The organism is Streptomyces sp. NBC_00996, assembly GCF_045162675.1.
Classification (GTDB): domain Bacteria; phylum Actinomycetota; class Actinomycetes; order Streptomycetales; family Streptomycetaceae; genus Streptomyces.
In genome coordinates this window covers 6,401,986-6,416,283 of the sequence record NZ_CP108723.1, presented here as the reverse complement: position 1 = coordinate 6,416,283, position 14,298 = coordinate 6,401,986, and the positions used below count along the sequence as shown (strand labels likewise).

Below are 14,298 nucleotides of genomic sequence, written 5' to 3'. Positions count from 1 at the left end.
GCATGTGCACAGAGTGAACTACGGGGGCGGACTCGCATGTCGGACCTGAAGAAGGAAGCGACGTCGCTGCACAAGGCAGCGGCCGGGTTGCGCAAGGTGGGGCATCACACGACGAAGCCGTTGCAGGAGTTCAAGGCGGAGGCGGATGACCTGGGCGCGCTCGGGAAGCTCGGCTCGCTGCTGGGCGCGAAGGACGACATACGCGACGGCATGCACACCCTGGCCAAGCTGACCAAGCAGTTGGATGAGGAGTGGCAGGCGGAGGCGAAGCTGATGGGCGAGGTGTCGGACGCCTTCGACCTGCTGGATGTGCTGCTGGCCGCGGCGGCTCGCGGGAAGAAGGGCTGAGGCTCTCGTGGTCGACCTCAATCCGCTGCATTACATCAACAAGTTCAACCACATGTTCGGCGACAGTGTCGCCAGCGGTCTGGAGTTCCTGGGGATCTCCGATCCGGCGGTGGACCCGGACGGCGTGCGGGAGATCGCGAAGAAGTGGCGGAATCTGGCCACGGGCCTGGATGACGCGGCCGCCGCCGCGGGGCGGGCGTTGTCGGACGTGGAGTGGGAGGGCAAGACCGCCAAGGCCTTCCACAAGCGGTCCAAGGCGACCCGTAAGAACGCCACCGACATGGCGCACTCCCTGCGGGAGGGCGCCAAGGCGCTGGACGATTTCGCCGACAAAGCGCACGAGCTGCTCTCCGAGATCGGCGTCATCCTCGCGGAGATCGTCGAGTTCGAGATCGCGGGCCTGGCCCTGTCCGTGCTGACCGCCGGGGCGTCCGAGGTGGCCTCCAACCTGATGGCCGGTGAGCGCGCACTGAAGGTCGTCGCACTGATCGGGCGGATCGAGGAAGAGGGCACCACACTGGGCTCGGCCGTGCGCGGGGTGATGGAGGTCATCCGGGGCGTGGAGCGGGCGCTGAAGGCGCTGAAGGAGATCAAGGGCGTCGCGGCGGTCGCCAAAATGGCCAAGGAGGGCGCGAAGTTCTCCGCCTTCGAGACGCTGCTGCAGGACCCGGGCGCGTTCAAGGACCCGGACAAGCTGGCCGGCATCCTCACCGAGGGCGCCCTGATGGGCATCGGATTCGGCGTGCTCGGCAAGGCGCTGGGCAAGGGGTTGAAGGCGCTCAAGCCGGCCGAACTGTCCAAGCTCAGCAAGTTGTTCAAGCTGAACTGCGCCTCGTTCGAGCGGCTGAAGCTGAACCCGGGCTTCAACAAGCTGCCCGCCTCGATCCGCAACATGATCAAGAAGTTCGTGCGGGACCCGATCGACGTGGCCACCGGCGACATGGCCCTGCCGCGCGTGGACGTCCAGCTGCCGGGCGTACTGCCGCTGATCCTGGAGCGCACCCACCTCTCCTCCTACCGGTTCGGCGGCTGGTTCGGCCCGTCCTGGGCCTCCACCCTCGACCAGCGCGTCCAGGCCGACGAGGACGGATTCGTGTACGCGGCCGCGGACGGCGCCCGGCTGTGCTTCCCCGTCCCGGACCCGGAGACCAACACCCCGGTCCTACCGGAAACCCCGGGCTCCCGGCTGACGCTCTCTTGGGACGACGAGGTTGACGGCGCGGTCCGCATCACCGACCCGGACACCGGGCTGATCCACGTCTTCCACTCCCCGGTGGCGACGGCCGACGACGAGGCGGTCGACCTGCCCCTGCAGCACATCCAGGACCGCAATGGCAACCGCATCACCGTCGTCTACGCCGAGGGCGACATCCCCGCCGCGGTCGTCCACTCGGGCGGCTACCACATAGTCCTGGACCGTCACCCGGCCCTGTCCCGCATCACCGGCCTGCGTCTCCTCGACCCCACCGCACCAGCCGCCCCCGGTACCACCCTGCTCACCTTCACCTACGACGAGCAGGGCCACCTGACCGAGGAGGCCAACTCTTCGGGCCTGCCCATGCGTTACACCTACGACGCGAACGGCCGCATCACCTCCTGGACCGACCGCAACGGCACCACGTACGCCTACACGTATGACGAACACGGCCGGGTCGTCCGCACCGAGGGCAGCGACGACTTCCTGACCGGCACTCTCGTCTACGACGACGCCACCCGCACGACTACCGTCTCAGATTCCCTGGGACACACCAGACTGTATGAGCACAACGAGGCGCTCCGTCTCATCCGTTCAATTGATCCCCTGGGGCAGGTCACCCTCCAGGAGTGGGACGACGAGCACAGGTTGACCGCAGTCACCGATCCGCTGGGCCATACCACCCGATACGGCTACAGCCCAAGCGGGCAGGTGATGTCCATCCTTCGCCCAGACGGCCGCCAAACAATCGCCGAGTACAACGAGCTCGACCTGCCCACAGCGGTGACTGGTCCCGACGGGGGCATGTGGCGCCTGGAGTACGACGGGCGTGGCAACCGCACCGCCGTGACGGACCCGTCCGGCGCCACTACGCGTGTGACGTACAACCCGGTGGGCCACTCCACGTCAACCGTCGACGCACTCGGCAGTGCCACGCTCTTCCGCTGTGACGCGGTAGGCCTGCCCCTCGCGATCACGGACTCGTCGGGCGCTGTCACGACATATGAGTTGGACCCCTTCGGTCGCCCGACCGTGATCACAGACCCGTCAGGGGGCACGACACGACTGGAGTGGACGATCGAAGGCAAGCCAGCCTGTGCCGTCGGGCCGGATGGCGCCACCGAGTCGTGGTTCTACGACGGCGAGGGCAACTGCATCAGCCACATCGATGCGATGGGCGCCGTCGCCCACTTCGAGTACACGCACTTCGAACTACTGTCGGCCCGCACGGGTTCGGACGGTGTCCGGTACGAGTTCGCCTACGACACTGAGACGCGCGTTACAAAGGTCACCAACCCGCAGGGCCTGACGTGGGCATACGAGTACGACGCGGTCGGCAACCTGGTCTCCGAAACGGACTTTGACGGCCGCACGCGCACGTACGAGTACGATGCGGCGGGCTTCCTGAGGTGCCGCGCAGACGCCCTGGGGCAGTCGGTCGCGTTCGAGCGTAATGCGCTGGGCCAGGTGACGCGGAAGGATGTATCGGGCCAGGTCACGACGTTCGCGTACGACCTGACGGACCAACTGGCCCAAGCCGCGGGCCTGGACACGACGCTCACTCTTGTCCGCGACGGCTTGGGGCGCCTCCGCTCGGAGACGATCAACGGCCGAACGGTGACGTACACCTACGACGAGCTGGGCCGTCGCACAGGCCGCACCACGCCCAGCGGTGCGCAGAGCAGCTGGACCTACGACGCGGCAGGCAACCGTAGTCATATGGTGGCCTCGGGCCGAAGCATCGAATTCACCTACGACCAGGCAGGCCGCGAACTGGCACGCCATATCGGCGGGACGCTCGGCCTGACCCGCACTTACGACCCCCTGGGCCGTCTGGCCGCTCAGTCGGTGACGGCCGCGAGTGGCCGCTTGGTCCAGCACCAGGCGTACACGTACCGCGCCGATGGCAACTTGGTTGGGATCGAAGACCAGCTCTCTGGTAAGCGTCGCTTCGACTTGGACGCGGCAGGCCGGGTCACGGCGGTGCACGCGGCGAACTGGACCGAGACGTACGCGTACGACGAGGCGGGCAACCAGACCTCTGCGTCCTGGTCGACATCACAACTTGGCCGGGACGCGATGGGGGAGCGCACATACGAGGGCACCCGTATCACCCGCGCGGGCAACGTCCGCTACGAACACGACGCCCTCGGCCGCATCGTCCTGCGCCAGAAGACCCGTCTGTCCCGCAAGCCGGACACCTGGCGCTACGAATGGGACGCGGAGGACCGTCTCACGGCAGTGACGACCCCGGACGGCGCCCGCTGGCGCTACACCTACGACCCGCTGGGCCGCCGCACGGCAAAGCTCCGCCTAGTCGGCGACGGCGAAACGGTCATCGAACGGGTCGACTTCACCTGGGACGCCACGACCCTGTGCGAACAGACCACCATGTCCCCCGCCCTGCCGAACCCAGTGACCCTCACCTGGGACCACCAGGACCTGCGCCCCATCGCTCAAACCGAGCGCATCACGGCGGCGGATGCACCGCAAGAAGAGATCGACTCCCGCTTCTTCGCCGTCGTCACTGACTTGGTCGGCACTCCCAGCGAACTCGTGGACGAGCACGGCGAGATCGCATGGCGCACCCGCAGCACCCTGTGGGGCACCACCGCCTGGGCAGCGGACAGCACGGCGTACACGCCCCTGCGCTTCCCCGGCCAGTACTACGACCCCGAGACGGGGCTCCACTACAACTACTTCCGGCACTACGACCCCGAAACCGCCAGATACCTCACCCCGGACCCACTCGGGCTCGAGCCGGCACCCAACCCCGCCACCTACGTCCTCAACCCGCATGTTTGGACGGATCCTCTCGGCCTCAGTCCATATCCAACCCGTGTCAAAGACGGCGGCTGGGACTTGAGAGGGCGGAGCCCGCTCAGCATTATCCCTGGTGATGCTGAAAAGCGTGTACTCACGCCCGATGCCAACGGTGGCGCCCAGAATGGTGTTGAATACAAGTGGAAGGACCCTGAAACAGGAAACACGGTCCGACTTCGAGTTCACGATAAGGACGGCACCGCCCCAGCGGGTTCGAATGCTGCCAACGGCGACGTCTATCGAATATCGATCGGCGGTAAATATCAAGATGATGCAGGAAACCTTTACCACCGAAACGTCCATAATCCGAACAGTCCGCATTATAATCCAAATGGCGCCAATGCCACGCATATTCCGTGGCCGATCCCGTTCTTGCTTCCTTACTAATTTCAAAGTAGGTAGAGTTTCATGAGTCCGCGTGAATTCTTGGATCTGATTCGAAAGGTTATGGACGCCGAGCCGCGCCAGCGAGAACGTGGGGCAGACGAAGTCACTGACCACTTGAGCGCTTACTCTGCCGCTGAGGCTGCGGCTCTGGCGACGATCCTGTCGGCGACCGCGTCCTGCGAAAAGGGTCATGAGGCTCTGGAGGCTCAACTCCACGCCATCCTTGAACTTACGTCAACTGGCCACGTCAATTTGGGTCACATTTCACGCTTGAGTGAGATCAACCTGAAGGAGCTTCCGATCCCGCTTAGGGAATACGTCACCGACTTGCTTGAGGGGTGAATGGAAGGCGCCGGTAAGACAGTCACTGCAGCGGGGATTCCTGTGGTGAACGAGGCGGAACGGCAGTCAGCAGGGTCGACGCCTGACGAACGGGTGCGACCGCGGACTCACCCGCACTTGACGCCCTTGGCGAGTTCGCGGGCAGGCACGGAGTCGCCTCCGTGCCTGCCTCTCTGGCGGTCGATGGACTGGATCTCCTTGCCCGTCACATCCTGCTCGTACGTCGACAGCCCGTCCGGCAGACCAGGTTGGTGCGGCGGTCCGTCCGGGTCGGCCAAGCCGCAGCCGTCATCCGTCATCATGGCGCTTGCCCTCAGTTGGTTGATCGGCGTGGCAGGTGCTGACGGCATACAGGGCGCGTCTCAGGTGATCCCGTGGGTCAGACCCACCGCAGGGAGTGGGCGATGGCATCGCACAGCTCCCCCATCGGGCCCTCGGTGCCGCTCAGCGGCGTGGAGAAAGCCAGGTGTAGGTAGCCCACTCCGCCGGGCATGTGTACGTGAAAATCCATGGTCGTCTTGGTGATGACGCGGACCGTCCGGCCCACGGGCAGCTCAATGACATCCACCGCTGCGTCCGGGCCCATGCGCTGAGCCAGTGCCCGGGCGAACTCGTCCGCCTCCGGTGCCAGTCCTCGGGGCGTCTGTGCCAAGGAGATCAGGAGGGAGGCGGGCAGGGCCGACCCGCCGGGCGACTCCGTCTTGAGGAAGAATTCCAACGCGCCCTGCGCGACGCCGACTTCGGCGGTGTTGCGCAGGGTTGTCCAGATGCTTCGAGCGACCTCCGCGGGGACACCGCTCCCCGCGGACTCCTTGTCCACGAAGGTCTTCAGCTGACGGCGCCAGCGCTCGTGCGTGAGGTCCACGCGGAACCAGTCGCGGGGTACGAGGATGCGGTAGTCCGAAGGCGGAGTCGTGGCGGTGCTCACGCCCCGGCCTCGGCGGAGGTGATCAGCGGCGAGCCGTCGGCGTGGAAGAGGCGGATGCTGCTGACGGTGTTGCCGAACATCGTGGAGAGGGTGTCCCAGCCGACCGCCGTGGGGGTCGCCATCTCCATGGCGAAGGTGGTGTCGTTGGGGAGCGGGACGTGGACGCATATGTACCAGGTCGGGAAGGCGAGGCTCTCGCCCGTCTCGGTCAGTTCGCCACTGAGCTTCGACTCCCGGGTACCGATGCACGAGACCGCGGATCCGCAGGGCAGCTCGATCTCGGAGACCTCGCCGGTCTCGATCCGGCGCAGGCTCGATGCGATCGCTTTCACCGCGCCCCGCACACCGCCGTCGACTTCCGGGCTGTCGACAAGGTAGGCCACCACTGTCGCCGTGCAGGGGGAGCCGTCGACCGCGGTGAGGCAGATGCTCGCGTACTCGGCTCCGACGGCCTGAAGATCGCCGGAGACGAGCGCGCAGATGACCCCGAATGTCGTCTTGTCGTCGTCTTCGGCGCCCGGGAGCGCCTTGTTGACGAGTTCCTCCAACAGTCGCACCATCTCGTCGTCGTCCGACTCCTGGACGGGGAGGTCGTGGTAGATCTCCGGCATCACCCAGCGGACGTGGATGTCGTCCGCGTGGAGGGTGGGCGGAGCGGCCTGGGTCGGGATCAGTGTGAGCGGTTCGGTCTGGATCGTCACGAGGGCTGTTCCTGGTCAGGGATGGGACGGTCGGGTGCTTCGGGGAAGAACTTCCGCGATGTCGCGTACATGCCGTAATAGGGGTACAGGTGCGGAATGTCGGCACCGCCCCGTCGTGCGATGCCGGCGATCTTGCGATAGAGGCGGGCCCTGCAGCGCGTGTTGCGGAGAGTCTTCTCGCGCACATCGCGCAGTCGCGACAGGAAGAGCGGCGCCGTGGTGGCGACGAGCAGCAGCGCATCCACTACGATGAAGGCAATCTGGAATTGCCGGGACCTCTCGGATGCGACCAGATCCCAGAAAGGCCAGGCGCCGACCCCGAAAATGAAAATCGGGATGGCGAGGAGACAGCCCAGGAGGCTGCCCTTCTCGGTGTCGTCGCGCCGCTGGAAAAGCATCCAGTGCACGGCCCGGTCATCGAGGAAATCAAAGCGGACCTCTCTCCCGTAGCGTTCGGCAGCTGCCTTGGCAGCCGGAACGGCGGCGATGACCGACGAGGGGATCACGTCGTGGACGGTCCCCTGGTCATCCACGAACTTCCCAAACTCAAGTGCTTGGTAGTCACCCATGAGTCGACTCTCCTCAGCCTGTGGGCGCCAGAGCGGCGTGGAACGACGTCGACGACGGGCTTGGCTGCGGTGTCGGGGACGGTGTCTTCGAGCCGCCGGAAGGACTGGGCGTCAAGTCCGGTGCGGGGGTGGGCCGGGCGTCACCAGGGGGCGAACTGGTCTTGTCCGACTTATCCGTGCTGGTGTAGTGCGCTATCCCGAGTTGGACGGCAAGGTTGCTCACAGCAGCGCCCTTGATGAACCGCGTGAGGAGTTCCGGCTTGAACCCTTCCTCCGGGAGCACCTTGAGGCCCTTCTTGGAAAGGTACTTGGAGGCCGCGACGACGCCCTTGTTGATGTTCTTCACGGCGAAGCCATTGGTGAAGGCCATCCAGATACCCTCCTTTGCGGCAAGCAGCCGCAACCCTTTGGCAGCCTTCAATCCCTTCAGCGCACCGAGGCCGGGAATGATGCCCAGGGCATCCATGCCCATCGCCAGGAGATCGAGCTTTCCGCCACGGGCGAAGACGTCGTACAGACGGCCTGTCAGTGCGGTGGCGCTCATCACGGATGCCAAGGCGATAAGGAGCACGGGGGTCAGCGCGCCGGCCGACAGGATGACCGCCGCAATCAGGGCCGCCGCCGCGACGTACGTGGCGATGGTCGAGAACAGATCCGCATGATCGGCGAGCCAGTCCATGATTCCGCCGGGATCGTGGACCCCGTCATGGTGGATCACGTTCTTGATCTTCCTGGCAGCCCGTGACACGGCCTCGTCACGGATGACCTTCGCCTTCATTATCTTGCTTCCGGCTTTGGTCATGAGAGCCGAGGCATCGTCCTGCTTCTTCTGCTGCTTGCTGTGCTCCACCGCTTCATTGCCCGTCAGGACCTTCCCCTGGTTCGGGTCCAGCACCTTGGCGGCAGCCTTGTAGTCGACCTCGTGGTCGCGGTACTCCTGCAGGCCCTCGTCCGCCATACGCTGCGCACGGCGGAGTTCGCTGGCGTACTCGTCCGACTCGCCGTCGTCCTCCCGGACCTTGGTGCCGAGCGCCGACGCGGCCTCGTCATAGCGGTCGTACGCCTTCTTCAGCCGACCGGCCGCATCGCCCGCGATTTCGTGGAAGGCACGGCCCGCGTCACTGTCCCAGCCGTCGACCGATGCCAACGCCTTGATGTTCCGGGCCTGCTTGTCGATCTCATCGGCCATGCCCCGCAGTTTCTTGCCGAGCTTCGCCACCTCGTACGGGTCACCGGGCACAGGGTCGGAGTCCCACAACGGCGACCAGTCCTTGGGACGGGCTGTCACTGTTACTTCTCCTTCTTCCCGCTCTTCTTGGCATCCCGCAGCGCCTTAGCCAGCTCATGGTCGATCTTCTCGTACGACTTGGCCGCGTTGTCGGTGTACTTGGCCAGGTTCTCTATGTCCTTCATGAGCTTCTTGCGGTTCTTCTTCCAGTTTTCGGAGAAGTCGTCGAAGACGTCCCGCAATTTGTCGGCGCCGAGTTCGTCGCCGTAGCCGTCGGCCGGGTTGCCGTGTTCCTTGAACTCGCGGTGGATTCGGTAGAGCGAGTTCGAGCACTCCTTGATCAGGTCAAGGTCGTATCGCGTTCTGTCCGCCACGGGTTGAGACTTCCTGCCTAGAGGTCGTGTGAGACTGCTTCACGATGGGCTGTCAGCGATTGGCCGACCGGGCCTCTTGAACAAGCGCCGGCGTCAGCGGTCCAGCGAAGGCTCGGGTGCGATGGAGCCTGAAACACGCCCCATCGCACCCGAGCAGCACTCAGACCGCGGACTTTACTAACCCTTGGTGCTCTGGGCCAGCTGGTGGTCCAGGTCCTCGTAAGCCTGCTTGGCCTTCTTCAGGAACTCGGACAGGCCGTGGAGGCCGTGGATGGTCTTCACGGCGCCCTTGGCGAATTCCCGCATGGAATCCTCGTAGGCCCCGGAGGCCTTCTGGGTGGTGAAGCCCTGCTCCACCAGCGCCTTGACCCGCTTCTCTACGGAGTTGATCTGGTCTTCCAGGGTGTGCATGTCCTTCAGAAGGTCGCCCGCGACCTTCTCCATCTCGGCATAAGTAAGGTCTGCGTCTTTGCTCTTGGCCATGACGGCTCTCCCTCCCGTTCGGTGGCCGCAGGGCCTGCCCCCGTGGCTCTGTCGTGCAGATCACCTGGCAGTCCACCGGTCGTCCGCACGCGCAAAGATCCTACGGGTGTGGCTGTTGGGATCACATCCCTGTTGTGTGACGGAACCGTAAGCGACTGCACATCCCATGACGGCAGGGAAAGGTGGGGCGGCTAAGGTCGATCCCACTGTGTTCAGCGTTCCGGGGGCGGCCTCTGCCCAGCGAGGAGGACGAACGTGCGCCTGAGTCTGACCGTCGTCGACCCGATCGGCGGTGCCAGCGCCGACGTGATGCTCGACGCCGATCCGGAGTCGTCGGTCGGCGACATCACCAGGGAGTTGGCGCGGCAGGTCGGTCTGGGCGACGGGGCACAGATCATCCCCATCGGGGGTCAACGGAGCCCTGGCGGGACGCCGCAGGCATTCGTCGATGGCTACGCCCTGGACCCGAGCGCGACCGTCGTCGGATCGCCGCTTCGGGAGGGGGCCGTCGTCAGCCTGCACGATCCGGCGGGCTGCCTCCCCGGGGAGCCGACCGGCGTCGTGGAATTCCGGGTGGTCGGCGGTCCCGCGGCCGGTGCCGTGCACCGGCTCGGTGTGGGGCGGTACGACATCGGCAGCGGCCTGTCCGCACAGCTCCGCATCGACGATCCCGAACTGGCCGAGCGCGCCGCCACCTTGTCGATCGCCATCGACGGGACCTGCCAAGTCACCCTGCACGTCGCAGACATGCTGGACGGCAAAGACAAGACAGGCGGCAAGGCCGACGGAAGCGGCGAGCCCGACGCCCGCGCCCCCCGCCTCGACGGTGAGGCGTTCGACGGCGGCACCTGGTCCCTCGGCTCGCAACTCGCCCTCGGGAACAGCCTCCTGGAGATCACCGGGTACACCCCGCCCAACGCGGCCCTGAAGTGGTCGGACGACGGCGTCGGGCTCGACTACAACAGGCCGCCCCGGTTGCGTCCGGCGGAGCGTAAGACGCAGTTCTCACTGCCCAATCCGCCCGGGGAGTACGAAGCACGGCCGCTGCCCTGGCTCATGGCCCTGTTCCCGCTCGTCGGCGCTGTCGTATCGGTGATGATGTTCGGCCGCTGGTACTACCTGATCATGGCTGTGATGAGCCCGGTCATGCTCTTCGGCAACTACTTCATGGACAAGAAGCACGGCCGCAAGTCGCACTCCAAGCAGGCCAAGGAGTACAAGGAGCACAAGGAGCGGATCGAGAAGGAAGCCCAGGACGCCCTGGTCACCGAGCGCTCCGATCGGCGGCTGGCCATCCCCGACCCCGCCGCCGCCCTCGCTTTCGGTACGGGGCCCCGTACCCGGCTGTGGGAGCGCCGACGCACCGACGCCGACCATCTGCTCCTGCGTGTCGGTACCGGCCGGCTCCCGTCCGAGGTCGTCCTCGACGACCCGGAGCAGGACGAGCACAGGCGCAAGGTCACCTGGTACATCGAGGACGCGCCCGTCGCACTGCCGCTCAAGGACCTCGGTGTCATCGGCATCGCCGGACCCGGCGACTCCGCGCAGGCGCTGGGACGGTGGGCGGTCGCCCAGACCGCGGTCCTGCACAGCCCCATGGACGTGCAGTTCTGCGTACTGACCGAGAACGACGCCAACACGCGCTGGGACTGGGTGCGCTGGCTGCCGCACGCCCGGCCGTCGGGCGGTCAGGACGTCAACATCCTGATCGGCATGGACTCCGAGACCGTTGGCGCCCGCGTCGGTGAGCTCACGCAGTTGCTGGACGCACGCCAGAAGGCCCTGAAGGAGGGCGGGCGCCGTGAGGGTCCGGCGTTCTCCGACCCCGACATCGTGGTCGTCTGGGACGGCTCCCGTCGGTTGCGCTCGATGCCGGGTGTCGTACGGCTGCTGCGGGAAGGTCCGGCCGTCGCCATGTACGCAATCTGCCTGGACGAGGAGGAGCGGTTCCTGCCCGGCGAGTGTCAGGCCGTCGTCATCGCCGAGCCGCGGCGCATCGATGACAACCCCGGCGCCTTGTCGACGACGACACCGCAACCCGCCGCAGGCGGCTTCCCTTCCTTCCACGCCTGGCACCAGACCGCCCAGCAGCCGCACGAAACCACCGAGCAGGCCCTCGAGCTGCGGCTGCGGGTCGAGCAGAGCGCCACCCGGCGCAGGACCGACGTACGACCCGACTTCGTCTCGCCCGCCTGGTGCGCAAGACTGTCCCGTTCGCTGTCCCCCCTGCGCGACATCAGCGGTGAGACCGAGGACTCCGCGCTGCCCGGCTCGAGCCGGCTGCTGGACGTGCTGCAGCTGGAGCCGCCGACCCGCGACGCCGTCGCTGCCCGCTGGCGCATGGGCGGACAGTCGACGATGGCCGTCATCGGTGAGTCGTACGACGGGCCCTTCGGTATCGACCTCAGGCGGGACGGGCCGCACGGTCTGATCGCCGGTACAACCGGTTCGGGTAAGTCGGAGCTGCTGCAGACCATCGTGGCCGCGCTCGCCGTCGCCAACACGCCTGAGAACATGACGTTCGTACTCGTCGACTACAAAGGCGGGTCGGCCTTCAAGGACTGTGTGAAACTGCCGCATACCGTCGGCATGGTCACCGACCTTGACGCGCACCTGGTCGAGCGCGCCCTTGAGTCCCTCGGCGCCGAGTTGAAGCGACGCGAGCACATCCTCGCTGCGGCCGACGCCAAGGACATCGAGGACTACCAGGACCTGGTACGCCGGGACCCCTCGCATCCCCACGTCCCCCGACTGCTCATCGTCATCGACGAGTTCGCGTCGATGGTCCGCGACCTGCCGGACTTCGTCGCCGGTCTGGTCAACATCGCCCAGCGTGGCCGGTCCCTCGGCATCCATCTGCTGCTCGCCACCCAGCGGCCCAGCGGTGTCGTCTCCCCCGAGATCCGCGCCAACACAAACCTCCGCATCGCGCTGCGCGTGACTGATGCCGGTGAGTCGACCGACGTCATCGACGCGCCCGAGGCCGGCCACATCTCCAAGAGCACCCCCGGTCGCGCTTACGTCCGCCTGGGCCACGCCTCCCTGATCCCCTTCCAGTCCGGCCGCGTCGGCGGCCGCCGGCCGGGAGCGGCCGACCCGCAGGCGCTGGCGCCATGGGCTGGGCCGCTGTCCTGGCAGGACCTGGGGCGTGCCGCGCTGAGCAAGCCCAAGTCCGAGGCGCGCGAGGACGACGAGATCACCGACCTCAAGGTGCTCGTGGACGCCGTACGGGAGGCCAATCAGGCACTGGGCATCCCGGCCCAGCACTCCCCGTGGCTGCCCGCTCTGGACGAGACCCTGCTGCTGGACGACGTCCCGCCGGCGCGCAGCCAGGGGGCGCTGCCCGCCGCCCCGTACGGCATCGAGGACCTCCCGTCCGACCAGGCCCGCCGCCCGGTCGCCGTGGACTTCGCCACCTTCGGGCATCTGATCGTCGGCGGCGCCCCGCGTTCCGGCCGCTCACAGCTACTGCGCACCATCGCCGGTTCGCTGGCCCGTACGCACTCGGTGGCCGACGTCCACCTCTACGGTATCGACTGCGGCAACGGCGCCCTCAACGCGCTGACCCGTCTGCCGCACTGCGGCGCGGTCGTCGGACGCAACCAACTGGAGCGGGTCGAGCGGCTCTTCGCCCGCCTCTCCGGTGAACTCACCCGCCGCCAGGAGCTGTTGGCCGACAAGGGCTACGCTGACATCGGCGAGCAGCGGGCCGCCGCGGCCTCGGAGAACGAGCGGCTGCAGCACATCGTACTGCTGCTCGACCGCTGGGAGGGCTGGCTGCCCACGCTCGGCGAACACAACCACGGTGACCTGACCGACCAGGTCATGGCGATGATGCGCGAGGGCGCGAGCGTCGGCATCCACGCGATCGTCACCGGTGACCGTCAGCTTCTCGTCGGACGGATCTCCTCCCTCACCGAGGACAAGTACGGCCTGCGCCTAGCCGACCGCGGCGACTTCTCGGCTCTGGACATCAACGCCCGCAAGATCCCCGAGGAGATCCCGCCAGGCCGCGCCTTCCGCAACGAGACCGCCACGGAGACGCAGTTCGCACTGCTCTCCGAGGACACCACCGGTCAGGGCCAGGCCGCCGCGCTGGTCGCGATCGGCGACGCGGCGGCGGCCCGGGACGCCGAAGTCCCGCGCTCCCGACGCCCGTTCCGGGTCGACGTCCTGCCGAGCCGGATCTCCTTCGCGGACGCGTGGGCCATGCGCGACCCGCAGACGACCGCCGGTCCGCTGTGGGCCCTCGTCGGCGTCGGCGGCGACGAACTCACCGCCTTCGGTCCCGATCTCGCCCGGGGCGTTCCGGCGTTCGTGATCGGCGGCCCCGCCAAGTCCGGCCGCAGCACGGTCCTGATGAACTTCGCCCGCTCCTACCTCGCGCAGGGCGTCCGCCTGATCGTCGCGGCGCCCCGCCAGTCGCCCCTGCGTGAGCTGGAGGGCCAGGAGGGAGTGCTGAAGGTCTTCACCGGCCGCGACATCGACGAGGACGAGCTCGAGGAAGCCGTCGGCTCGGCCACACCGGCGCAGCCCATCGTCGTCCTGGTCGACGACGCCGAGGTGCTGGACGACTGCGACGCCGAGGACGTCTTCAAGCGCATCCTGCAAAGCGGCACCGAGGACGGACTGGCCCTTGTCATCGCCGGTGACGAAGAGGAGATCTGCGACGGCTTCTCCGGGTGGCAGGTCGACGCGAAGAAGGCCCGCCGCGGAATTCTGCTGTCGCCGCAGGAGTCGTCGGCCGGTGAACTGATCGGTATCCGTACGACTCGGAGCATGGTCGGGGGTCCCATCGCGCCGGGCAAGGGAATGCTGCACCTGGGCAGCGGGGAACACATCACGGTCACGACGCCGATGTAGGACGCGTGGCATGCCCCGACGGGCGGGGCGACAGGGCCGGACGGACTCTGTCGCCCC

At 66.9% G+C, this 14,298-nt stretch carries 11 protein-coding genes; 4 read left to right on the top strand and 7 right to left on the bottom strand.

The genetic code is table 11. The features are described from left to right. Positions 1–36 precede the first annotated feature (36 nt). From OG390_RS30205 to OG390_RS30195, 3 genes are read left to right on the top strand one after another with little or no spacing between them, the layout of a single operon-like run. Positions 37–348 (top strand): hypothetical protein, encoded by a 312-nt coding sequence (locus tag OG390_RS30205; protein WP_406172605.1) that lies wholly within the window; start codon positions 37–39, stop codon positions 346–348. A 7-nt stretch (positions 349–355) separates the two neighbouring features. Then, a complete protein-coding gene (locus tag OG390_RS30200; protein WP_406172604.1) occupies positions 356–4,753 on the top strand; it encodes a polymorphic toxin type 30 domain-containing protein in 4,398 nt (1,465 codons plus the stop codon). A gap of 21 nt (positions 4,754–4,774) precedes the next feature. Then, positions 4,775–5,095 carry a hypothetical protein gene (locus tag OG390_RS30195; protein ID WP_406172603.1) on the top strand — a complete coding sequence of 107 codons (321 nt, stop codon included), beginning with the start codon at positions 4,775–4,777 and terminating at the stop codon, positions 5,093–5,095. A gap of 107 nt (positions 5,096–5,202) precedes the next feature. On the opposite strand, the gene OG390_RS30190 is transcribed toward OG390_RS30195, so the two are convergent. The 7 genes from OG390_RS30190 to OG390_RS30160 all read right to left on the bottom strand — a co-directional run bounded on the left by OG390_RS30190 (position 5,203) and on the right by OG390_RS30160 (position 9,378). Beyond that, entirely contained in the window at positions 5,203–5,397 is a 195-nt protein-coding gene (locus tag OG390_RS30190) for a hypothetical protein (RefSeq protein ID WP_406172602.1), read from the bottom strand. Between the two features lie 77 nt (positions 5,398–5,474). Next, positions 5,475–6,023 carry a hypothetical protein gene (locus OG390_RS30185; RefSeq protein ID WP_406172601.1) on the bottom strand — a complete coding sequence of 183 codons (549 nt, stop codon included), beginning with the start codon at positions 6,021–6,023 and terminating at the stop codon, positions 5,475–5,477. Continuing rightward, positions 6,020–6,724, bottom strand: a complete 705-nt coding sequence (locus OG390_RS30180; RefSeq protein WP_406172600.1) for a hypothetical protein — start codon at positions 6,722–6,724, stop codon at positions 6,020–6,022. The genes OG390_RS30185 and OG390_RS30180 overlap by 4 nt, the downstream gene beginning before the upstream one ends. Next, a complete protein-coding gene (locus tag OG390_RS30175) occupies positions 6,721–7,293 on the bottom strand; it encodes a hypothetical protein (protein ID WP_406172599.1) in 573 nt (190 codons plus the stop codon). The genes OG390_RS30180 and OG390_RS30175 overlap by 4 nt, the downstream gene beginning before the upstream one ends. A gap of 13 nt (positions 7,294–7,306) precedes the next feature. After that, a complete protein-coding gene (locus tag OG390_RS30170; protein ID WP_406172598.1) occupies positions 7,307–8,581 on the bottom strand; it encodes a hypothetical protein in 1,275 nt (424 codons plus the stop codon). Positions 8,582–8,583: 2 nt separating this feature from the next. After that, complete coding sequence (locus OG390_RS30165; RefSeq protein ID WP_406172597.1) at positions 8,584–8,895, bottom strand: hypothetical protein; 312 nt, start codon at positions 8,893–8,895, stop codon at positions 8,584–8,586. A 177-nt stretch (positions 8,896–9,072) separates the two neighbouring features. After that, positions 9,073–9,378: a WXG100 family type VII secretion target gene (locus OG390_RS30160; protein ID WP_406172596.1), complete on the bottom strand. Its 306-nt coding sequence runs from the start codon at positions 9,376–9,378 to the stop codon at positions 9,073–9,075. Between the two features lie 255 nt (positions 9,379–9,633). Here OG390_RS30160 and OG390_RS30155 point away from each other — a divergent pair, with 255 nt between their 5' ends. Further along, positions 9,634–14,241, top strand: coding sequence for an FtsK/SpoIIIE domain-containing protein (locus OG390_RS30155; RefSeq protein ID WP_406172595.1), 4,608 nt, complete (start codon positions 9,634–9,636; stop codon positions 14,239–14,241). Positions 14,242–14,298: the final 57 nt, after the last annotated feature.